The organism is Saccharothrix sabaoui (assembly GCF_051756985.1).
In the GTDB taxonomy this organism is placed as follows: Bacteria; Actinomycetota; Actinomycetes; order Mycobacteriales; family Pseudonocardiaceae; genus Actinosynnema.
Map to the genome: position 1 here is coordinate 1 of NZ_JBPKJK010000094.1, position 21,925 is coordinate 21,925.

Consider the following 21,925-nt stretch of genomic DNA (forward strand, 5'->3'; position numbering starts at 1 on the left):
GTGGGCGCTGTTCACCAGTTCCAGGTACTGCGTCGCGCCCTTGGCCTCGGCCTCCTTGGCGTAGGCGTCCCACGTCGAGATGTCGCGGCTGCCGAGGATGAACTGGAGCGTGCCCTGGGTGGCGAAGTCCTTCAGCGGCGTCTCCCACAGGGTGGCCTGCTCGCGCTCGTCCGCGGTGAACGGGTACGGCGGGTTCGGCGGGATGACCTTCTTGGTCTTCATCGCCTCCTGGAAGGAGATCTCCTCCGCGGTGAACATCGACTGGAGCAGCTCGGTGGTGCCGCCGTAGGCGAACACGCCGCCCTGGAAGCCGAAGTTCTTCTGGAGGTGCTGCGGCGCGCCGGTGTTCAGGCCGCCGAACGCGATGTCGGGCTTGAGGGACCGCTTGCCCGACGCGTCCTTGTCGTAGGTCGTGCCCCGCACGCCCCACTTGGCGAACTCCTGGCCCTCGTCGGAGTACCAGAGCCAGTCGATGAACTGCATGGTCGCCACGAACTTGTCGCTCTCCACCGCCTTGGCCGAGATCATCAGGCCGTTCTCCAGGCGGGAGCCGGTGATGACGTCGCCCTTCGGGCCGCTCGGCACGGTGATCTTGGCGATGGTCGCGCCCGGGACGTTCTTCAGCGCGGGCCGGTAGTCGTTGACCAGGTTCTGCGCGTTGGTGCTGATCGCGTAGGACTTGCCGTTGGCGAGCTTCTGGATCGCGGGCTCGTCCTTCTGCGTGAAGCTCTCCGGGTCCATCAGGCCCTCGGCGACGAGCGTGCGGAAGAACTCCACCAGCGCCTTCTGCTCGGGCGAGGTGCCGGTGAAGACGAACTTGCCGTCGTCGGCGTTCCACTGGGCGTTGTTGTAGCCCCAGCCGGCGCTGGTGCCGAAGGTCTGCGCGGCGTAGTTGAGGATCGCCTTGCCCTCGAACCGGTCGGACAGCGGGTAGCCGTCCGGGTGCGCGGCCTTGAGCGCCTTGAGGACGGTGTGGACCTCGTCCCACGTCGTCGGCGCCTCCAGGCCGAGGCGTTCGAGCTCGTCGGTGCGGAACGCGAGCGTGTAGTCCGGCCACACCTCCTCGTGCACGCCGGGCAGCAGGTAGAACTTGCCGTCGTCCTGCCGGAGGGCGTTGACGTCGGGCTGGAGCTTCCACTTCTCGATCTTGGCCTTGAAGTTCGGCATCAGGTCGAGGTAGTCGCTCACCGGCAGGATCGCGCCCGAGGCGACGTACGCCTGCTCCTGGCCCGGATAGGTCTTGGCGATGATCGTGGGCGCGTCACCGGCGCCGACCACGAGGCTGCGCTTCTGCTCGTAGTCGCTCATCGGCACGACCGTCGGCTTGACGGTGACGTTCGTGCGGGAGGTGATCTCCTTCCACAGCAACCAGTCGTCCTTGATGGCGTAGTTGGGGTGGTCGCTGTAGAGGACGCCGAGCTCCAGCGGCTCGGTGGCCTTGAACGCCTTCCCCTCCGCGAAGTCGGCCATCGCGCCGACGCGCTTGCCGTCGAGGTTCACGGCGCCGCTCGGGGTGTCCTCCTCGCTGCACGCCACCGTGCCCAGCAGGAGGCTGCCTGCCGTCAGCGTCAGGAGCGTGCGCTTCCACATCGTTCGCATCGGTGCTCTCCTAGGAGCGGTTCGGGGGATCACGCGGTCCGGGGGTCACGCTGTTCGGGGGGTCACTGCTTCACGGCGCCGAGCATCACGCCCGACACGAAGTACTTCTGGATGAACGGGTAGACGGCGATGATGGGCAGCACGGTGAGCACCATCGTCACGGCCTTGATGTTGGAGTTGATCTGCGTCAGGTCGCTCGACGCGCCGCCCACCGAGGTGGCCGTGGACGCGCCCGAGATCATGTTGCGCAGGTAGACGGTCACCGGGAACAGGTCGGACCGGTCGAAGTAGAGGAACGCGGAGAACCACGAGTTCCAGTTGGCCACCGCGTAGAACAGGATCATCGTCGCCACCACCGCCTTGGACAGCGGCAGCACGACGCGCAGCAGGACGCCGTAGGTGCTCAGGCCGTCGATCGCGGCGGCCTCCTCCAGCTCCTTGGGCAGGCTCTCGAAGAACGCCTTCATCACCAGCAGGTTGAACACGCTGATCGCGTTGGGCAGCACGATCGCCCAGATCGTGTTCTTCATGCCCAGCTCGGAGATGAGCACGTAGTTCGGGATCAGGCCGCCGTTGAAGAACATGGTGAACACGGCGATGCCGATGAGCAGCCCGCGGCCCTTGAGGTGGTGCTTGGACAGCACGTAGGCGTAGGTGGTGGTCAGCACCAGCGAGATCGCCGTGGCGGTGACCGTGTAGAGCACGGTGTTGGCGTAGCTGTTCCAGAACGCCGAGTCCGCCATGACCACCTCGTAGGTGTCCAGGTTGAACCCGCGCGGCAGCAGGTTCACCCGGCCCGCCAGGATGTGCTGCTCGTCGCTGAACGACTGGGCGACGACGTTGGCGAACGGGTACAGCGTCACGGCGACCACGACCAGCAGGACCACCGCGTTGACCCGGCGGAACACCCGGTAGCCGGGGCTGTCGTCCAGCGCGGTGCGCGGGGGCGCGGCCGGCGCGGCCATCTTCTCGGCCAGCCGCGTCGGGTCGGTGGTCACCACAGGCTCGTCCCCACTGTGCGGCGCGAGATCGCGTTGGCGGACAGGATCAGCGTGAGGCCGATGACCGACTCGAACAGGCCGATGGCGGCGGCGTAGCTGAAGTTGTTCGACACCATGCCGACCCGGTACAGGTAGGTCGAGATCACGTCGCCGGTCGGGTAGGTCAGCGGGTTGTAGATGAGCAGGACCTTCTCGAAGCCCACCGCCATGAACGTGCCGATGTTGAGGATCAGCAGGGTGATCATCGTTGGCCGGATGCCCGGCAGGGTGATGTGCCAGGTCTGCTTCCACCGGCCCGCGCCGTCGATGCGGGCGGCCTCGTAGAGCTGGTTGTCGATGGTGGTCAGGGCGGCGAGGTAGAGGATCGTGCCCCAGCCGACGGTCTGCCACACCTCGGAGGAGACGTAGATGGTGCGGAACCAGTCGGGGTCCTGGGCGAACGCGATCGGGCTGCCGCCGAACGCCTTGACCACCTGGTTGACGGTGCCCTCCACGGACACCAGCTGGAGCAGCATCCCGGCCACGATCACGATGGACAGGAAGTGCGGCAGGTACGAGACGGTCTGCACGAACCGCTTGAAGTAGCGGGTGCGCACCTCGTTGAGCAGCAGGGCCAGCACGATCGGCAGCGGGAAGCAGAACAGCAGCGTCAGCGCGCCGAGGACCAGCGTGTTGCCGAACACCTGCCAGAACGTGGGGTCGTCGAGGAACATCTTCACGTACCGCAGGCCGACCCACGACTCGCCGAACAGGCTGCCGCCGGGGACGAACCGGCGGAACGCGATGACGTTGCCGACCATCGGCAGGTACCGGAAGACCAGGAAGAACAGCAGCGGCACCAGGGCCAGGGAGTAGAGCTGCCAGTCGCGGGTGATCGCCCTGCGCCAGGTCCGGCGGTTGGCGACCCGTTTCCCGGCCGGCGGCGGGGGCGGCGGCGCGGGCGCGCTCGCCGCGGGTTCGCGCGTCTCGACGCTCACGGCGCGACCACCTCCGCGGTCGTCAGCCAGTCGCGGGTGTGGTCGACCACGCGCAGCGGCCCGACCAGCTCCAGCGCGACCTCGGCGTGCACGTCGGCGCTGGACCGGGACACGCGCAGCACCACCGCGCCGGGTTCCACCACGCGCCGCCCGTCCACGCCGGTGAACGAGGTGGCGTCGGCGGGCACCCGGAACCGCACGCGGGCCGTGCCACCGGGTCCCAGCGGCACCCGGGCGTAGCCGATCAGCCGCACGACGGGCCGCACGACCTGGGCGACGGGGTCGTGCAGGTACAGCTGCACGACGTCCGCGCCCGCCCGGTCGCCGGGGTTGCGCACGTCCAGCTCGACCTCGACCGCGCCGTCGGTGGGCCACGTCGTGCCCGCCACGCGGGGCCGCGACCAGGTGAACTCGTCGTAGCCCAGGCCGTGGCCGAACGGGAACGCCGGCGTCGGGTCCACAGTGGACACGTCACTCCGGCGGGCCAGCGGCGCGGCCAGGTAGGTGCCGGGCTGGCCGGACGGGTCGGCGGGGACGCTCACCGGCAGCCGGCCCGAGGGCGACACCGCGCCGGTGAGCACGTCGGCGATCGCCCGGCCGCCGAGCTGGCCGGGGAAGAAGGTCTGCACGGTCGCCGCCGCGCCGTCGGCCAGCTCGCCGATCGCGTAGGGGCGGCCGGTGAGGAGCAGCAGCACGACCGGCGTGCCGGTGGCGAGGACGGCCCGCACCAGGTCCGCCTGCACGCCGGGCAGCTCCAGGGTGGTCGCGTCGCAGCCCTCGCCGGACGTGCCGCGGCCGAACAGGCCCGCCAGGTCGCCCACCGCCACCACGCACGCGTCCGCGCCCGCCGCGACGGCCACCGCCTCGTCGAAGCCGGACCGGTCGTCGCCGCGCACGTCGCAGCCGCGGGCGTGCCGCACGTCCGCGCCGGCCCCGCGCAGCGCGTCCAGCACGGTCGGGATCTCCAGGCCGAGCCCGGCGTCCGGGTGGTGCACGCCGATGTGCGCGGGGAACGAGTAGCAGCCGAGCATCGCCATCGGGTCGTCGGCCAGCGGGCCGACCACGGCCAGCCGCAGGTCGGGCCGCAGGGGCAGGACGCCGTCGTTGGTCAGCAGCACGACGGACTCCCGCGCCAGCCGCAGCGCCGCGTCCCGCGCCTCGGCGGTGTCGAAGCGCAGCGCGTCGTGGTCGGCGGGCCACGGCGACCAGTCCGGGTCGAGCAGCCCCAGTTCCACCTTCTGCCGCAGCACGCGCCGCAGCGCCCGGTCCACCAGCGCCTCGTCCACGTCGCCGCGCTCGACCGCGGCCAGCAGCGGGTCGCCGTAGCAGCGCGCGGTGGGCAGCTCCACGTCGATGCCCGCGGCCAGCGCCAGCCCGGCGGCGTGCCCCTCGTCGGCCGCGACCCCGTGCAGCGACTGGAGGAACTTCACCGCGAAGTAGTCGGCGACCACCGTGCCGTCGAAGCCCCAGGTGTCCCGCAGCAGGCCGGTGAGCAGCGCGCGGTCCGCGGCCGAGGGCACGCCGTCCACGTCGCTGTAGGAGTTCATGACCGAGCGGACCCGGCCGTCGCGCACGGCCATCTCGAACGGCGGCAGCACGACGTCGGCGAACTCGCGCGACCCGATCGACACCGGGGCGAGGTTGCGGCCCGCGCGGGACGCCGAGTAGCCCGCGAAGTGCTTGAGCGTGGCGACGACCCCGGCCTGCTCCAGGCCCCGCACGTACGCGGTGGCGATCGTGCCGACCAGGTGCGGGTCCTCGCCGATGGTCTCCTCGGTGCGGCCCCAGCGGTAGTCGCGGGTGACGTCGAGGACCGGCGCGAGCCCCTGGTGCACGCCCGCGGCGCGCATGGAGGCGCCGATCAGGCCGGACACCTCGGCGACCAGGTCGGGGTCGAAGCTCGCGCCCCAGGACAGCGGCGCCGGGAACGCGGTGGCGCGGAAGGCGGCGAACCCGGTCAGGCACTCCTCGTGGACCAGGGCCGGGATGCCGAAGCGGTTGGCCGCCACCACCTGCTCCTGGGACACGGCCAGCGAGCGCGCCCCGGCCGCCGGTTCCACCGGGCGGGTGCCGAACGGGCGGGTGAGCTGACCGAGCCCGTGGGCGATGACCTCGGTCCACTCGACGGGGTCGCCGGTCATGTCGTGCTGGTGCGGCGCGACCTCGCCGCCCTCGGGGTCGGCGCCCACCCACACGCCGACGAGCTGCGCGAGCTTCTCGCGGAGCGTCATCTCGCGGACCAGCGCCTCCACCCGGTCAGCGACCGGCAGGCTCGCGTCCCGCCACGCGGGGACCACCCTCGCGACGGGCGGCGCCGCGGCGTCCGTCGTCCTGTTCGTCATCGACCAGGTACCTCCGCCTCACGTCTTCGTGAATGGTCGAAACTATCGACTGTTAAGCCGATAATCGGTCCGGTGGGAGGGACCGTAGGTGCAGAATTCCGGCACGTCAACAAGTTCATGTAGGTGAACAGATGCTGGTCGATAAGCCTCGCAACCCTTAGGCTCAGCGCCGAAACTTTAGGCCAGCGCGCGCCGCCGTCTGCGCGACCTCGTGGACAGGGGCCAGCATGAGTGCGTCAACCGAGCCGGGTGCGAACGGTGCCGCGGACGCCACCGGCAAGCGGGCCGCCGCGTCCATCTCGTCCATCGCCGCCGAGGCCGGCGTCTCCGTGCCGACCGTCTCGAAGGTCCTCAACGGGCGCCCCGACGTCGCCGCCGACACCCGCGCCCGGGTCGAGGGCGTCATCGAACGCCACCGCTACCGCCGGCGGCGCGCCCGCCAGTCGTCCCGGCCCGCCCTGATCGACCTGGTGTTCCACGAGATGAACTCGGCCTGGGCCACCGAGATCATCCGCGGCGTCGAGCAGGCCGCGGCCGTGGAGCGCGCCGCCGTCGTGCTGTCCGAGCTGGGCGGCGCGCACCGGCCGCGCCGCGAGTGGTTCGACGACCTGCTGACCCGCCGCCCGCTGGGCGTGATCCTCGTGCTCGCCGAGCTGGACGCCGAGCAGCGCCACCAGCTCGCCACCCGCACGATCCCGTTCGTCGTGGTCGACACGGCGGGGGAGCAGCCGCCGGGCGTGCCGACCGTCGGCTCGGCCAACTGGGCGGGCGGCCTGGCCGCCACCCGGCACCTGATCGCGTTGGGGCACAAGCGGATCGCGGTCGTCTCCGGCCCCACCACGATGCTGTGCAGCCGCGCCAGGGTCGACGGCTACCGCAGCGCCCTGGAGGCCGCGGACGTGCCGATCGACCCGGAACTGGTGCGGTACGGCGACTTCTACGTGCACGGCGGCTACCACCACGGCCTGGCCCTGCTCGACCGCCCCGACCGGCCGACCGCCATCTTCGCGGGCTCGGACTTCCAGGCGCTCGGCGTCATGCGCGCGGCCCGCGAGCTGGGCCTGTCCATCCCGCGCGACCTGTCGATCGTCGGCTACGACGACCTCTCGGTGACCGAGTGGATCGGGCCGCCGCTGACCACCGTGCGCCAACCGCTGCGCGAGATGGCGACCACCGCCGCCCAGATGGTCTTCACGCTGGCCAGGGGAGACCGCCCGCCGAACGAGCGGATCGACCTGGCCACCGAACTCGTGGTGCGCGAGAGCACCGCCCCGCCCACCCCCGTCTAGGAAGGCGAAGAAGTGACCCCGTTCGACCTGGAGCGGTACGCGCCCGAGGTGCGCGAGCCCGCCGGTTTCGACGCGTTCTGGTCCGCGACCCTGGCCGAGGCCGCCGCGCACGACCCGCTCGTGGACGTCGTGCCCGCCGCGACGGACCTCGCGCTCGTCGACACCTGGGACGTCACCTTCGCCGGGTTCGCCGGCCACCCGATCCGCGCCTGGTACACCCGACCCGCCGGCACCGCCGGGCGCCCGCTGCCCGCCGTCGTGGAGTACCTGGGCTACGGCCGGGGCCGGGGGCTGCCGCACGAGCGGCTGCTGTGGCCGTGCGCCGGGTACGCCCACCTGCTCGTGGACACCAGGGGCCAGGGCGGCCAGTACGGCAACGGCGGCGACACGCCCGACCCGGTCGGCTCCGGACCGGCCGCGCCCGGCTTCCTGACCCGGGGCGTCACCGACCCCGCCACCGCCTACCTGCGCCGGCTGCTCACCGACGCGGCGCGCGCCGTGGACGCCGTCGCCGCGCTGCCCGACGTGGACGGCTCGCGCGTCGCGGTGGCCGGCAACAGCCAGGGCGGCGGCCTTGCGCTGGCGGCGGCCGGGCTCAACCCGCGCGCCGTCGCGCTGCTGGCCAGCGCGCCGCTGCTGTGCGACATCCCGCGCAGCATCGCGCTCACCGACAACCACCCGTACGGCGAGATCACCCAGTACCTCTCCGTGCGGCGCGAGGACGTGGACCGGGTGCTGCACTCGCTGGCGCACTTCGACGGCGCGCACTTCGCCCGCCGCACCACCGCGGCGGCCCACTTCGGCGTCGGCCTGCGCGACACCGTCTGCCCACCCGCCGGCGCGTTCGCCGCCTACAACGTCCTGGGCGGCCGGGACAAGACCATCGAGGTCTACCCGTTCAACGGCCACGAGCACGGCGAGGCCCTGCACGCCGCCCGCCAGCTCGCCTGGCTGGCCGAGCGCTTCGGCGACCGCTGACGCCGGACCCGCTGGCACCGGACCCGCTGGCACCGGGTCCGCGCCCGCCCCGTCGATTCCCGCCCCGTCGACGTCCGAGCCGGCCGCGCCCGCTCACCGGGTCACGCGTCACCCGCCAGCTCGGCGAAGCGGACCACGTCGGGGACCGGGCCGCCGGTGTCGACGCGGACCGGCGGCTCCCACGGCGTCCCGGGGAAGGTGCGGCCGTTGCGCCACACCGTGATGCCGCCACCGGTCACCGCGACCAGGTCCGCGTAGCCGTCGCCGTCCAGGTCCGCGAACTGGGGGTCGGCCGCCCCCGCCCGGCCGACGTCCACCGGTTCCCCCCACGGCCACGCCGGGAACCCGCCGTTGTTCGGCCACACGCGCAGGCCGCGGTCGCCGACGGCGATCAGGTCCGCCAGGCCGTCGCCGGTCAGGTCGGCGAAGCGCGCCGTCGTGACGTCCACCCAGCCCGCGCCCAGCCCGATCGGGCTGTCCCAGGGCCAGTCCGGGAACCCGCCGTTGTTGCGCCACGCCCGCAGGACCTGGTCGTCCGCCGTGTCCACGCCGATCAGCTCCGCCCTGCCGTCGCCGTCCAGGTCGGCGAAGTGGATCGCGGCCGGGTCGCCGTCCCACTCCCGGCCCACCTCGGCCGAGACCGGCCACGGCGCGGTCGACGACCGGTGGTCGGTGCGCCACCCGGTGAGCGTGCCGTTCCGGTCGATGCCGACGAGGTCGTCGCGGCCGTCGCCGTCCAGGTCGGCGAACCTGGTCAGCGACGGGTCCAGGTCGGGACCGAGGGCGACGGGCTCACCCCAGGGACGTCCCGGGAAGGCGCCCGTGTTGGGCCACACGCGCAGTCCGCCGACCATGCCCACCAGGTCGGCCCGACCGGTGCGGTCGGCGTCCGCCGACCCGCGGACCGGCCCCGGCCCGGTGCGCACGGACACGGCGACCGCCGTCGCCCCGACGAGGGCCGCGGCCAGCAGCGCGGCGACGAGGCGGCGACGGCCCCGGGGCGGTGCCGTGCTGTGCCGCAGGAAGTCCCGCTCCCGGGCGTTGAGGCGGTCGCCGTTCCCGTCCGCCCACGCCCGCGCGGTGACCAGCCGGGTGCCCCGGTACAGCGCGTCGGTTTCCCGGCCCAGCGATTCCCACGTCCGGGCGGCATCGGTCAGGTGGCGGTGCACGCGCAGGCCCTCGCGGTCGACGGCCACCCACTCCCGCAGCCGGGGCCACAGCTCGGGCAGCGACCGGTGCGCCGGCCGCACGTCGTCGCCGTCCAGCACGACCAGGCGCGCGGCGGCCAGCTCGTCCAGGACCGGCTCGGCGTCGAACTCGTCCCGGCAGACGGCGCCCCCACCGGCCGCGACCAGGCGCAGCAGAACGGCCCGCGCCGCCTCGCACCGCCCCGCCGGCAGGTCCGCCCACCACCGCTCGGCCGCGTCGGACAGCACGCCGGCCAGGCCGCCGCACGCCCGGTAACCCGCGAGCGTCAGCGCGTTGCCCCGGCGTCGCGGCCACGTCCGGGCCATGACCAGGGCCACGAGCGCCAGCGCGCCCGGCTGCCCGGCGACCTCGCCCACGAGCTGAGTCACCAGCGCGCCCTCCACCGTGCACCCCGAACGGGCGGCCGGGTGGACGACGGCGGCGCGCAGCTCCTCGACGGTCGCCGGGCCCACGTCGACGCGCGCCGCCCGCGCCAGCTCCGGGTGCCCCGCCCACCCGCGCCCGGAACTGCCGACCAGCACCGCGCGCGTGCGGTCCTCCGGCGCCCGGACGGCGGCGAGCACCCGGTCGGCGAACCGCGCCTGCTCCGCGGGGGCAAGGGCGGCGAACTCCGCGCCGTCGACCACCAGCACCACGTCGCCCCTGGCGGGCGGGCGCTCCCGGTCCGGCCGCAGGGCGTGCACGGCGACCTCCCGTCCGAGCGCGGCGGGCAGCCCGGCGTGCAGCAGCGACGTCTTCCCGCACCCGGACGGCCCGACCAGCGCCACCAGCCGGTGGCGGTCGAGCGCGGCCACCAGTTCGGCCAGGACCCCGTCCCGGCCGGCGAAGAGGTCCGCGTCCGCGGACCCGAACGGGGCCGGGCCGGGGTAGGGGCACGGGACGTCGTCGGTGCGGTGGGGGGCGGCGGAGACCGGGGGACCGGGCTCGGTCCGCGCGGAGACCTCCCGCCACCGCGCCTCCCAGCCGGCCACGTCGCCGTCGCACGCGCGGACGTAGGCCAGCGTCACCGCCAGGCTGGGCAGGCCCGTGCCGTCCGCCGCCTTCGCCAACGTGGCGGCGGAGAAGTGCGCGCGCCGGGCGAGCACCCGGTAAGGCGGACCACCCGCCCGCGCGCGCACCTGGCGCAGCTCGTGGGCGAACCGCTGGAGCTCGCCGGCGTCCGGGTCGAGCGGACTCTCCGGCCGCGGCATCCGTTCCCCTCGTCACCCCGTTCCCCGACACCGCCGATTGTCCCCACGGGCGAGGAGGTCCGACCAGGACACGATGGGGTGGCCACGATCGGGGGTCAGCGCCAGAGCTGGTGGAAGTTGCCCTCCGGTCCGCACACGTGCGTCCGCACCCCGAACTCGGCGCTGTCGTCGAGGCAGCGGCCGGTGTGCTGGTTGCGCAGCGCGACGTCGTCCCCGGCCTTGAGGACGTGCCAGCTCTGGTACGCGGAGGTGTTGCACCCCACCAGGCGCAGGCCGTGCTCGCTGTCGTCCAGGCAGGTGAGCAGCGCGTGGTTCTTCAGCTCGACGGTGCCGTCGCGCCACGTGTGCACCCACCACGCGTGGATGCCGTTGCCGCACCAGTGCTCCGACGTGGGCCGGTCGTCGTGGATGCCGCTCCTGAGGCACTTCCCGGTCGACTGGTTGCGGAACTGCTGGACCGGGTCCTCGGCGGCCTCGGCACGGGCCGGGCCCGCCCCCGCGGCGGTGAGCGAGAAGGCGGCGAGGGCAGCGGCGAGGGCCGGGCGGAAGTGGTGGCGGTTCATCGGGTTCCTCTCACGGGGACCACCGCCGGCCGGGAGTGGCCGGGCGATGTGCCGGACGCGTCCGGCACATCCCTGTGTAGCGGCCCGGGAGTTGTCCTGCCCGCGCGGTCGTCCAGGACGGACAACCACCGGACAACCGGTGCCCGGACCGTCAGGGGGCCGACGCCCCGGCCCAGTCCAGGCACACCACCACGGCGTCGTCGAGCAGGTCGGTGCCCTCGTGGTAGTCCAGCAGCTCCGCGATGATGGCCCGCGCCGCCTCGGGCGCGGGCAGGTGGTGCGACCCCCGGATGATCCGGTCGAGGTTGGTGGAGCCGTAGTCGCTGCCGTGCGGCGAACGGGCGGCGTGCACGCCGTCGCTGACCACCACCAGCCGGTCGCCGCGCTCGACGCGCAGCCGCTGCACCTCGTAGTCGGTGCCGTCGAACATGCCCAGCGGCAGCTGGCGCTCGAACGGCACGAGGGTGACCTCGCCGTCGCGCAGCCGCAGCATCCGCGGCGACCCGGCGTCGATCACCGACACCTCGCCGGTGGTCAGCTCGAACTCCAGCAGCAGGGTGGACACGTGGCACGCGCCGCCGTGCTCGGCGTAGACCGCCTGGTCGGCCAGCGCCGCCTGACCGGGCAGGTCGAGCCCGGCGCGGCGGGCGTTGCGCAGCGCGCTGATCGCGAGGTTGGTCAGCAGCGCCGCCTGGATGCCCTCGCCCATGCCGTTGGACACCGTGACGGTGAGCCGGTCCGCGGTGGCGCTCCAGTCGAAGTTGTCGCCGTTGATCGTGTAGGCGGGTTCGAGCTGCCCGCCCAGGGAGTACTCGTCCCGCGCGCAGCCGCGCCCCGGCAGCAGCTGCCACTGCATCTCGGCGGCCAGGCTGAGCCGTTCCCGTCTTCGGGCCCGCAGGTACAGGTCGGTGTCGCGCTCGGCGACGACCAGCTCGTGCGCCAGCGCGGTGGCCAGCTCCGCCAGCGCGGGCAGCACGTCGGCCGCGGGCGCTTGGGGCAGCCTGGTGACCAGCACGCCCAGCCGGTCGCCGCGCACCGCCACCGGCAGGTGGGCCACCACGCCGTCCCGGTCGCGGTCGGGTTCGAGCAGCGGTCGCTGCGAGGTGAACGCCCGGCCGGCCGCGGTGGTGCGGATGGCCAGCGGCGCGGCCGTCTCGGGCAGCCGGGTCACCGGTTGCAGCACGCTGAGCTTGTAGTCGGCGAGCAGCAGCTCGGTGTCGACCGCGCCGAAGTCGCTGCGCAGGCGGCTGTGCAGCGTGTCGATCAGGGCGTGCGGCGGGCTCGCTCTCAGGGCCTGCTCGATGCCGACGACGGCGTTCTCCGCAGCGGTCACGGGAGCCTCCTTGCCGGGGTCCGGCTCGTGGGGTTGTTCCGGCGAGGGGTCGGGGTGACACAGTAGGCGGCATGGCGACCGACGACCAGCAGCGCCCGGAGGACCCGGTGGCGGCCGTCGAGCGGGCGGCGGACGTGCTCGCCGCGCTGTGGACGGCCTCGCAGCACGAGTTGGAGACGAGGGTGTCGGCCTCGCAGTTCCAGGCGCTCACCGTGATCGCGCGGCACGGCCGGGTGAACCTGAACGGCCTGGCCGAGGCGATGGGCGCGATCCCGTCGTCGGCGAGCAGGCTGTGCGACCGGCTCCAGGCGGCGGGGTTCGTCGCGCGTTGCGAGAGCGGCCACAGCAGGCGCGAGGTGGAGCTGACCCTGACCCGCAGCGGCCGGGCCCTCATGGCCGAGGTCTCCCGCCTGCGGCGGCGCGAGGTCGCCCGCATCCTGGCGGGCATGAGCCCGGCCGACCGGCTGCACCTGGTCATGGGGCTGACGGGCTTCGCCGAGGCCGCCGAACCGGCCGCCGTCGAGCCGAACGCCGCCGGCTCGCGGGGGCGCCCCGCCTGATCCAGTGTTTGGTGATCGCACCGCCACGAGCGCATACTAGAGCCGAACTATTGTCATAGTGCAAAAGTCCAGGTTCGGACGATGCGAAGGCGGCCGGTAGTGATCCTCGATGTGGACCCACCGGTCGTAGGCCAGGTGCGCTGCTCGTCCGACGGTGACGAGACCCTCGTCGAGCTGAGCGGCGAGATCGACATGGCCTGCGACGACCAGTTCACCCTGGCCCTCCGCGCGCTCGCCGACCGACCGCCCGCCGACGTGGTGGTCGACCTGGGCGGGGTGACCTTCTTCGGCGCCGCCGGCCTGCGCTTCGTGGCCGAGGTCCGCCAGGTCCTGGCCCGCACCGGCCGCGACCTGAGGATCGCCAACCCGTCCCGCGCGGCGACGAAGCTCCTCGACATCACGGGGCTCGCGGCTCGCCGGTAGAACGCGCCGACGGCCACCCCGCCACCGGTGGCGGGGTCAGGCCACGTCCAGGTAGTCGACCTCGACCGCCCCGTCCAGGTAGCGCAGCCGCACCTCGTTGACCCCGGCGGTCAGCACGACGTCCACCACCGCCTCCGCCCACGCGTCCGACTCGCGGTACCCCACGACCGACGCGGGCGCGCCGTTCACCGACAGCGCGTGCCGGGCGTCGCCGTGCGCGGCGGCGTAGCCGATGGACACCGCGTACTCCCCGTCGCCGGGCGCGAACACCCGCACCGCCACCTCGCTGCCGGCCCTCGCGATCCCGCTCACCACCGAGCCACCCGACGCCCCGGCGACCCCCGTGCGCACCACGGCCCGGTGGACCAGCCCCCGTTCCGCCTCGTACCGGGCCCGGCTGCCGCGCACCACGGGCCGGTCGTCGTCCCACCCCAGGTCCGCGACGTACACACCACGTCCGACCCCGGCCACGTGCCCGTGGAAGAAGACGTGCCCGTCGCCGACGTCCTGCCCGCCGGGCCCGACCACCGCGCCGTCGAACCCGGCCGTGCTCATCAACGGCCGCTCGGCCCGCGCGTACGGCCCGGTCAGCGAGTCGGAGACGGCGTACCCGGTCCGGTAGTCGGGGGTGTTGTAGGCCCCGACCGAGAAGAACAGCACGTACCGCGAAGGCCGCTTGACCAGCACCGGGGCCTCCACGATGCCCTGGTCCTGCGCCCCGAGGTCGTGCACCAGCGCGACCCGCCCGCCGACGAACGACACCCCGTCGTCCCCCGTCCGCTGCAACCAGATCGAAGACCTCTTCCCGATCGCGTTCCCGTCGTTCTTGTAGAGCAGGTACCGGGTCCCGTCGTCGTCCACGAAACTGGCCGGGTCGATGGCCCCGCCCTCGGCGGCGTCGCACACCAGCGGCTGTTCCGACACGGCGGTGAACGGCCCACCGGGCCCGTCCGCCAGTGCCGCCCCCAGGCACATCCGCCCGGCGGCGGCACCGGGGGCGGTGAAGTACAGGAGGAAACGGCCGTCCGCGCGCCGCGAGACGTCGGGGGCCCAGAACCCGCCGTCCCCGGCCCACGCGGGCTTGTCCGGCAGCACGTCACCCCGGACGCTCCAGGGCCCCCGGGGACTCGCCGAGGTCGCGTACGGCACCCGCCCGTGCCCGGAACTCGTCGAGTAGGCGTAGTAGGTGCCGTCGACCTGGACCACGTCCGGGTCGGGGAACTCGTCGGCGATCACCAACGGGGGCACCGCCGCCCCGGTACTCGCCATCGCCCCGGTGCCCGTGGTCGCTCCGGCCCCCGCCGTACCGCCCGCACCGAGCACGAGCACGAGCGCGACGAGCACCGCCCCCGCCGTCCGCAACAACACCTTCACGGTCCTCCCTCGCCCCGCTGCCGACTGCCCCTCATCCCTACCGGCGCGCCGCCGCCGCGCGGTCTCCGACACGGGGCGGTCGGCCCGCGTTCACCCGCGGGCGGGACCCCCGCGCGGTGCCGCGAGCGGAGCGTCATCGGGGCGTCACGGGCGGGGGAGGTGGGAACCGGGCGCGGTCACGGTGCGTCGATCGTGCGACGGCGCACGTGGGACGCGGAGAACATGGCTGAAGAGACGTTCGGGCCCTACCGGATCGGACCGCTGCTGGGACGCGGCGGGATGGGGGAGGTCCACCGGGCGCACGACACCTTGCACGACCGGGTCGTGGCCCTGAAGCGGTTGTCCCCGGCGTACCACGACGACGACGCGTTCCGGGCCCGGTTCCGGCGGGAGGCGCAGATCGTGGCCCGGCTGCGCGAGCCGCACGTCATCCCGATCCACGCCTACGGCGAGATCGACGGTCGGCTCTACCTGGACATGCGCCTGGTCGAGGGCTCCGACCTGACCGACCTGATCGCGGACGGCCCGCTGGAGGCCGAACGCGCCGTGAGGATCGTTGAACAACTGGCCAGCGCGCTGGACGCCGCCCACGCCGACGGGCTCGTGCACCGGGACGTGAAGCCGTCGAACGTGCTGGTGGCACCCGGTGACTTCGTCTACCTGGTCGACTTCGGCATCGCCCGCAGCGCGTCACCGAGCGCGACGCACCTCACCGCGTCGGGCCAGGTGGTCGGCACCCTCGACTACATGGCGCCGGAGCGGTTCGACGGCGGCGCGGTGGACGGGCGGGCGGACGTGTACGCCCTGGCCTGCCTGCTGTTCGCCTGCCTGACCGGCCGGCGGCCGTTCACCGTCGACGGCACCGCCGCCCAGATCTGGGCGCACGTGCAGGAACCGCCGCCCCGCGCGACGGAGCACAACCCGGCGCTCCCGGCCGCGCTGGACCACGTGATCGCCCGGGGCATGGCCAAGGACCCGGCCGCCCGCCACGAGACCGCCGGTGCCCTCGCCAAGGCCGCCCGCGCCGCGCTCACCGGCCCGAAACCCGCGCTCACCGGCCCGAAGACCGCGCTCACCGGCCCGAAGACCACGATCCCCGACCCGACCGCGCCGAAGCACCGGACCGGCCCGATCCCTTCGCCCGGCCCGATCCCTTCCGCCGGCCCGGCCCTCTCGGCCGGCCCGGCGCACTACGCGGGCCCGCGCACCCCGGCCCCGGGAACGCCCCGCCCGGTCACCGGTCCGAACCCGATCCAGCCCTCACCCGCCTCGCACCGCCCCGCGCTCCGGGGAATCCACCGCTGGGCCGCCCTCGCCGCCGCGGCGTCCGTGGTCGTGGTCGCCGTGGTCGCCTACGCGGCCCTCGACACCACGACCACGCTGAACGGCGACGCCACGGCCGCGAGCACCGGTGCCACCACGCCCGCCACCTCCACCACGTCCGCCGCCCCCACCTCCACCACCTCCGGCCGGGCCGGCACCTCCGCCACGACCACCCCCGCCACGACCACCCCCGCCCCCACCCCCGAGGACCGGGCGCTGCTGGCCGCCCTCCCCGAGGTCTACCGGGGCAACGCCTCCTGCGCCCCCGCGAAGCCGGAGGGCGAAGGGATCACCGCCAGGGTCGTCTGCACCGAACCCAACGACATCAGCCAGTACTTCGACCCGCCCGCCCGCGCCGAGTTCCTCCTGTTCGGCTCCCGCGCCGCGCAGGACGCGCACTTCCAGGCGGTCGTCACCGGTCGCGGCATCCCGCGCAACGACGCGCGCGGCGGCTGCCGGCCCACCGTCGACGCGATCCACTACTCCACCTACTACCGCAGCGAGGCGGGCCCGCTCGACGGCGAGTTCCTCACCTGCTACCTCGACGGCGGCACGGGGCACCTGTGGTGGGTGGACAGCGGGACCGTGGTGACCGGCACCCTCGCCACGGCGCCGAACGCCACGGAGGAGGTCCTGGAGAAGCTCGACTTCTGGTGGAACACCATGATCCTGAGCTACTGACCGACGACCGCCGGACGCCCTGGCTCGGCTCGGCCTCAGTGGTCGGACTGCTCCCGGCGCTCCGACCGCGCGCCGCCGGTCAGGTGGTGGAAGGTGTTCGTCCGGTGCAGCAGGCGGTCCAGCCCGGCCGGGCGGTTGTCCAGGACCAGGGTCACCCCGGCGGCCACCGCGCGGCGCTGCACGGCGAGCAGGGTCGCCAGGCCGTAGGAGTCGCAGAACCCGACGTCGGCGCAGTCCAGGTGCAGGTGGCGCACCTGCCACCCGGCGAACGCGGCGTCGACGGTGCTCAGCAGGCCGTCCCCGCTCTCGTAGGAGAGGTCACCGGACAGCACGACGCGCACGGTCTGCGCGTCGACGATCGCCGGGGTCGACGTCAAGGGGCGGGGTGAACTCATGTGGCGGGTCCATCGTCGAGGGTGGCGGTCAGCTCGACGCGGGCCCGGTCGAGCAGCCTGGTGGCACGGGGGAAGTCGCGCAGCTCGGCGGCCAGCAGCCGCAGCGCGGGCGGCAGGAAGCGCGGTGGCACGCCGCGGGCGCCGAGGATCTCGGCGGTCCACGTGAGGAAGTCCAGGAACAGCGAGTCGTCGTCGGTGTAGAGGGAGGTCGCGAAGAACTCGACGATGTGCGCGAGGTCCTCGGCGGTGTACTGCCGCTGGAGGTCGGTGTAGGAGCGCATCACCGGGAACCGCTCCTCCAACCCGGTGTAGACGGCCTTCACCAGCTGCGTGCCGGTGCGGGAGACCATCGTGAACTCCTGGTCGCCCAGGTGCGGCAGGTCGTCGATCGGCTGGTGGCCGTTGCGCGGGCGCGGCAGCGGGCCGGACGCCAGCAGGTCGGCGGCGGACCGGGCGTCCGGGGCCCACAGGTCCGCGCCGAGCAGGCGGGCGTAGCGGCCGTCCGGGCCGAACGCGCTGCCGCCCGCCAGCACCGGCACCCCGGCCGCCTGGCAGGCGGTGATCGTGGCGTGCGCGGTCGGCAGGCGCGTGGGGATGGAGCTGGACAGCGCGACCGCGTCCGGGCCGGTGCTGTGCAGGTGCGTGATCAGGTGCGGCGCGGGGACCTGCGCGCCGAGGAAGTCGACGCGGAACCCGCGCAGCTTCAGCACCTCGGCGAGCAGCCGGGCGGGCAGCGCGTGCCACTCGCCGTCCACGCACGCCACGGTGACCCGCTCCCGGGTCGGCGCGGGGCGCTCCACCACGGTCGACAGCACGCCGATGACGCGCTCGTTGATGGCGGTCGCCGCGTGCTCCTGGGCCACGGTCAGGTTGTTGGCCGCCCACTCCGCGCCGACCCGCCGCTGCACCGCGCCGATCACGTCCAGCAGCACGCCCTCCGCGTCCAGGCCGTCGTCGAGGCCCTTGAGCACCGCGTCGGCGGCGCCCAGCTCGTCACCGACGACGACGGCGTCCCACAGGCGTTCGGCGCACGCCGCGACGTCGCTCACGCGGTGTACCTGCCTCGGCCCTGACCACCCACCGCGGTCAGGTGCTGACCGCGCGGCGCGGTGACGGCGAGCACCGCCATGTCGTCGTGGCTGTTCGGGCCGACCCACTGGGACGCGAGCATCTGCACGTGCTCCACCACCGCCTCCGCGGGCATCCCGCCGCACGCGGCCAGCACGCGCCGCAAGCGGTCCTCGCCGAACATCTCGCCGCCCAGCGGCCCGCCGACCGCCTCGGTGATGCCGTCGGTGTAGAGCAGGCACGTCTCACCCGGGCCCAGCACGACCTCCGCGGTGGTGGCCTGCACGTCGGGCAGCGCCCCGATCAGGGTGCCCGCGGTGTCGACCTCCTCCACGTCGCCGTTGCGGCGCACGACCAGCGGCGGCAGGTGGCCGCCCGAGGTCAGGCGGAGCCGCACGTCGGACCCGGAGCGGGTCACCGAGGCGAGCACGAGGGTCACGAACCGCGTGTGGTGGGAGCTGAGCAGCGCGTTGTTGAGCAGCGAGAGCACCTGCTGGTGGTCGTCGGACATGGGCAGCAGCGCCTGGAGCGCGGTGCGGACCTTGCCGGTCAGCACGGCCGCCTCCAGCCCCTTGCCGCACACGTCGCCCAGCACGGCGAGGGACTCGCCCGCCGCACCACCCTGCTCCACCTGGTGCACGTCGTAGAAGTCGCCGCCGATCCGCTCGGTGGCCAGCGACGCCCGGTAGCGCCCGGCGAACTCCACGCCGGCCACGTGGTGCAGCGTCGGCGGCAGCAGGTCGCGCATCAGCGTCTCGGTGATCGACGCCTGCTGCGCGAACATGCGCGCCGCCGACATCGCGTTGCCCGCGCGGGCGGCGAACAGCCGCGCGAACACCTCCTCGTCGTCGGTGAACACGCGCTGCTCGGTGCGCCGCAGCAGCACCAGCGCGCCGGCCGGGATGCCGTGGCCGGGCAGCGGGGTCACCACGATCGAACCGACCGCGCCGAAACCCGGGGGCACCAGCCACGACGGCGCGGACGCCGGGTCGATCCACCGCGACGGCACCGGCGGGAAGCCCTGGAGGGCCTCGCCGAGGCCGGGCACCTCGTCCGCGTCGAACTCCAGCTTGGCGTGCACCGGCGAACCGCCGCGCACGCAGTGCGTCACGGGGTGGTCGAAGCGACCCCCGGGCGCGATGACCAGCGCCGCGTCCGCCAGGTGGTCCGCGGCCAGCCGCGCCGTGACCTGCATGCACCGCTCGGGGTTGAGGGACGTCAGCAGGGCCGTCGACACCTCGCTGAGCAGCGCCGTGCGCTCCCGCTCGACGCCGAGGGCGGCGTGCGCCACCCGGACGTCGGTGTCGTCGACGAGCCACCACGTCACCGCGCCGGCGTCGTGCTCGACCGGGTGCGCCTCGAAGCTGCGCGCGCCCACCCGGCCGGCGGCCAGGCCCGGTCGCACGTGCGCGTCGGCCAGCCACGGCGCGCAGCCGGAGGCCAGCGGCGCGCCGACGGCAGCTCCGGGGAACAGGTCTCGGGCGGCGCGGTTCAGCGCGCGCACCGTGCCGTCGCCGTCCGCGAGGAGGGCCGGGTAGGGCGCGCTCTGCCAGCCGGCGTCGGTCAGGACACCGGACGACGACACCAGAGGGTCTGTTTTCACCACGCGCAGGACACCCGTGTCGGAGTCCCTCACCTCGCTAAGCTCGAAGACTGATCCACACCACTCTACCGGTGGGGCGTCCCGCGCGGAGCCGCGACCGTGCGGACCTGCGGGTTCAGCGTCCCGCCCGTACCCGGTGGGCACCGGTCTCAGGGGGTCCGCCCGTCGTGCGCCAGACCGGTCAGCGACAGCACCTGCCCCGCCGGCGACCCGGCCGCCGCGACGAGCCGGACGCCCAGCGCCGCCGTGACCTCGTACAGCAGGCGCACCCCCGCGCCGGCCAGCAGCGTCACCCCGGTGAGGTCCACGACGAGCGGCAGCGCGCCGCCCCGCCCCGCCTCGTGCACGGCCGCGCGCAGCAGGTCCGAGGTGTGCGCGTCGACCGGCCCGGTCACGCTCAGCACGGGGTGCGCGGACCGCTCCAGGACGGTGCCGAACCCGGTCCGGGCGCGCGCCGCGTGCGGTCCGGCGCGGTCGACGTGCGCGGGCCGGGTGATCGGCAGGAGCAGGCGCACGGTGGTGCCCCCGTCCGAGGACGACACGTCGACGGTGTCCGCGAAGTGCCGCATCAACGCCAGCCCGCGCCCCCGCCCGCCGGGGGACTCGGGCGCCGCCCGCCAGCGCCCCCGGTCGTGCACCACGACCTCGGCCGCGCCCAGGTCGGTGAGCCGGGCCGTCACCCGCACCTCGCCGCCGTCGCGGTCGTAGCCGTGCTCCACCGAGTTGGTGACGGCCTCGCCCACCGAGTGCTGGATCGCGTAGGCGGTGTCCTCGTCCACGTCCGGCACCGCGAGCCAGTCGGCCAGGCGCCTGCGCAGGACCGCGAGGTTCGCCGGGTCGGCGTCCAGCGTCACCGCGAGCGGGGCGTGCGCCTCGGGCAGCCGTTCGGCCACCAGCACGGTCACGTCGTCGCCGTGGCCCGGCCACCCCATGCGCCGCACGGCGGCGGCGCACAGCCGGTCCGCCGGGTGGCGCGGCGGACCGCCGGTCTCGGCGAGCGCGGCCGAGGCGACGCCGGCCAGCGCGGCCAGACCGGCGTCCAGCGGGCGGCCCTCGCGCTCCACGAGCCCGTCGGAGTACAGCACCAGGACGTCGTCGGCGCGCAACCGGTCGTGCCACGCCCCGGCGTCCGGCGCGCCCACGCCCAGCGGTCCGCCGGGCCGGTCCCGCGCCAGGAACCGGGTGCCGCCGTCGGCGGACACGACCAGCGCGGGCGGGTGGGCCCGGTTCACGCCCCGCACCTCGCCGGTGGCGGTGTCCAGCTCCACCAGGCACACCGCGGCGGCGCGGGCGGCCGGGGAGCGGGAGGCGAACGCGTCGAGCTGCGCCGCCACCTCCTCGACCGGCGCGCTCGCCCACAGGGCGCGCAGCGCGACCGCGCGCAGCCCGGACATCGCCGCCGACGCGACCGGTCCGCAGCCCACGACCTCCCCGACCAGCAGCGCGACCCGCCCGTCGCCGAGCGGGACCGCGTCGAACCAGTCGCCGCCCGCGGCCCGCTCGTCCTCCGCCACGACGTACCGGGCGGCGAGCCGGAGCCCGGGCAGGACCGGCAGCGCGTCGGGCAGCAGGGCGCGCCGCGCGGCCTGCGCCACCTCCCGCGCGGTCCGCTCGCGGGCCAGCACCTGCGCGGTCACGTCGACCACGTGCGCGATCACGCCGCCCACCGCGCCGTCGCCGTCGCCGTCCGGCCAGGGTCGGCACGTGACGGTGGAGAAGCCCCCGGCGGGCGCGCGCCGCTCCTCGTCGACGACGACCCGGCCCTGCGCGTAGCACCGCCGGGCGAGGTCGAGGACCCGGCCGGCGACCTCCGGCAGGGCCTCGCGCGCGGCGCGGTTGGCCGCCACCACGGCCAGGTCCGGCCCGGCGAACCCCCACACCGCGGCGGGCAGGTCCTCGAAGCAGGCGACGACGGCGACCGGGTCGCCCGGGGCGGGCGGCGGCAGGGGGTCCATGATCGGACGACCCTATGCCTTCGGCCCCCGCGCGTGCGCGACGGCCTCGGCTGCGCGTTCCC

17 protein-coding genes are annotated in these 21,925 nt (G+C 74.4%); 5 read left to right on the top strand and 12 right to left on the bottom strand.

The genetic code is table 11. From position 1 onward, the window contains the following. The 4 genes from ACR807_RS25855 to ACR807_RS25870 all read right to left on the bottom strand — a co-directional run. The coding region (locus ACR807_RS25855) for an ABC transporter substrate-binding protein (protein ID WP_438924003.1) at window positions 1-1,599 on the bottom strand (1,599 nt) is incomplete at its 3' end. A gap of 62 nt (window positions 1,600-1,661) precedes the next feature. Continuing rightward, the gene (locus ACR807_RS25860) at window positions 1,662-2,597 is read right to left on the bottom strand and encodes a carbohydrate ABC transporter permease (protein WP_438924004.1); all 936 of its coding nucleotides are present in this window, start codon (window positions 2,595-2,597) and stop codon (window positions 1,662-1,664) included. After that, entirely contained in the window at window positions 2,594-3,577 is a 984-nt protein-coding gene (locus ACR807_RS25865) for an ABC transporter permease (protein WP_438924005.1), read from the bottom strand. Before ACR807_RS25865 ends, ACR807_RS25860 begins: the two co-directional genes overlap by 4 nt. Further along, window positions 3,574-5,919, bottom strand: a complete 2,346-nt coding sequence (locus tag ACR807_RS25870; RefSeq protein ID WP_438924006.1) for a beta-xylosidase/alpha-l-arabinosidase — start codon at window positions 5,917-5,919, stop codon at window positions 3,574-3,576. Before ACR807_RS25870 ends, ACR807_RS25865 begins: the two co-directional genes overlap by 4 nt. Before the next feature lie 227 nt (window positions 5,920-6,146). Between ACR807_RS25870 and ACR807_RS25875 the strand changes: the two genes are divergently transcribed. Beyond that, a complete protein-coding gene (locus tag ACR807_RS25875; protein WP_438924007.1) occupies window positions 6,147-7,208 on the top strand; it encodes a LacI family DNA-binding transcriptional regulator in 1,062 nt (353 codons plus the stop codon). 12 nt (window positions 7,209-7,220) lie between these two features. Further along, window positions 7,221-8,186 (top strand): acetylxylan esterase, encoded by a 966-nt coding sequence (locus ACR807_RS25880; protein WP_438924008.1) that lies wholly within the window; start codon window positions 7,221-7,223, stop codon window positions 8,184-8,186. Window positions 8,187-8,287: 101 nt separating this feature from the next. Here the strand turns inward: ACR807_RS25880 and ACR807_RS25885 are convergent, their stop codons facing one another. The 3 genes from ACR807_RS25885 to ACR807_RS25895 all read right to left on the bottom strand — a co-directional run bounded on the left by ACR807_RS25885 (window position 8,288) and on the right by ACR807_RS25895 (window position 12,481). After that, window positions 8,288-10,585 carry an nSTAND1 domain-containing NTPase gene (locus tag ACR807_RS25885; RefSeq protein ID WP_438924009.1) on the bottom strand — a complete coding sequence of 766 codons (2,298 nt, stop codon included), beginning with the start codon at window positions 10,583-10,585 and terminating at the stop codon, window positions 8,288-8,290. 95 nt (window positions 10,586-10,680) lie between these two features. After that, complete coding sequence (locus ACR807_RS25890) at window positions 10,681-11,148, bottom strand: RICIN domain-containing protein (RefSeq protein WP_438924010.1); 468 nt, start codon at window positions 11,146-11,148, stop codon at window positions 10,681-10,683. Window positions 11,149-11,299: 151 nt separating this feature from the next. Further along, entirely contained in the window at window positions 11,300-12,481 is a 1,182-nt protein-coding gene (locus ACR807_RS25895) for a PP2C family protein-serine/threonine phosphatase (RefSeq protein ID WP_438924011.1), read from the bottom strand. Window positions 12,482-12,552: 71 nt separating this feature from the next. Here ACR807_RS25895 and ACR807_RS25900 point away from each other — a divergent pair, with 71 nt between their 5' ends. Then, window positions 12,553-13,041, top strand: a complete 489-nt coding sequence (locus tag ACR807_RS25900; protein ID WP_438924012.1) for a MarR family winged helix-turn-helix transcriptional regulator — start codon at window positions 12,553-12,555, stop codon at window positions 13,039-13,041. A 99-nt stretch (window positions 13,042-13,140) separates the two neighbouring features. After that, window positions 13,141-13,464, top strand: a complete 324-nt coding sequence (locus ACR807_RS25905; protein WP_438924013.1) for an STAS domain-containing protein — start codon at window positions 13,141-13,143, stop codon at window positions 13,462-13,464. Between the two features lie 36 nt (window positions 13,465-13,500). Here the strand turns inward: ACR807_RS25905 and ACR807_RS25910 are convergent, their stop codons facing one another. Further along, the gene (locus tag ACR807_RS25910) at window positions 13,501-14,838 is read right to left on the bottom strand and encodes a family 43 glycosylhydrolase (RefSeq protein WP_438924014.1); all 1,338 of its coding nucleotides are present in this window, start codon (window positions 14,836-14,838) and stop codon (window positions 13,501-13,503) included. A gap of 192 nt (window positions 14,839-15,030) precedes the next feature. Here ACR807_RS25910 and ACR807_RS25915 point away from each other — a divergent pair, with 192 nt between their 5' ends. Then, on the top strand, window positions 15,031-16,842 hold the full coding sequence (locus ACR807_RS25915) for a serine/threonine-protein kinase (RefSeq protein WP_438924015.1): 1,812 nt from the start codon (window positions 15,031-15,033) through the stop codon (window positions 16,840-16,842). 35 nt (window positions 16,843-16,877) lie between these two features. Here ACR807_RS25915 and ACR807_RS25920 read toward each other — a convergent pair whose 3' ends face one another. The 4 genes from ACR807_RS25920 to ACR807_RS25935 all read right to left on the bottom strand — a co-directional run bounded on the left by ACR807_RS25920 (window position 16,878) and on the right by ACR807_RS25935 (window position 21,863). After that, entirely contained in the window at window positions 16,878-17,237 is a 360-nt protein-coding gene (locus ACR807_RS25920) for an STAS domain-containing protein (protein ID WP_438924016.1), read from the bottom strand. Further along, a complete protein-coding gene (locus ACR807_RS25925; RefSeq protein ID WP_438924017.1) occupies window positions 17,234-18,286 on the bottom strand; it encodes a cobalamin B12-binding domain-containing protein in 1,053 nt (350 codons plus the stop codon). The genes ACR807_RS25920 and ACR807_RS25925 overlap by 4 nt, the downstream gene beginning before the upstream one ends. Further along, window positions 18,283-19,908 carry a PP2C family protein-serine/threonine phosphatase gene (locus ACR807_RS25930; RefSeq protein WP_438924018.1) on the bottom strand — a complete coding sequence of 542 codons (1,626 nt, stop codon included), beginning with the start codon at window positions 19,906-19,908 and terminating at the stop codon, window positions 18,283-18,285. The genes ACR807_RS25925 and ACR807_RS25930 overlap by 4 nt, the downstream gene beginning before the upstream one ends. Before the next feature lie 149 nt (window positions 19,909-20,057). Beyond that, on the bottom strand, window positions 20,058-21,863 hold the full coding sequence (locus ACR807_RS25935) for a SpoIIE family protein phosphatase (RefSeq protein ID WP_438924019.1): 1,806 nt from the start codon (window positions 21,861-21,863) through the stop codon (window positions 20,058-20,060). Between the last annotated feature and the right edge of the window lie 62 nt (window positions 21,864-21,925).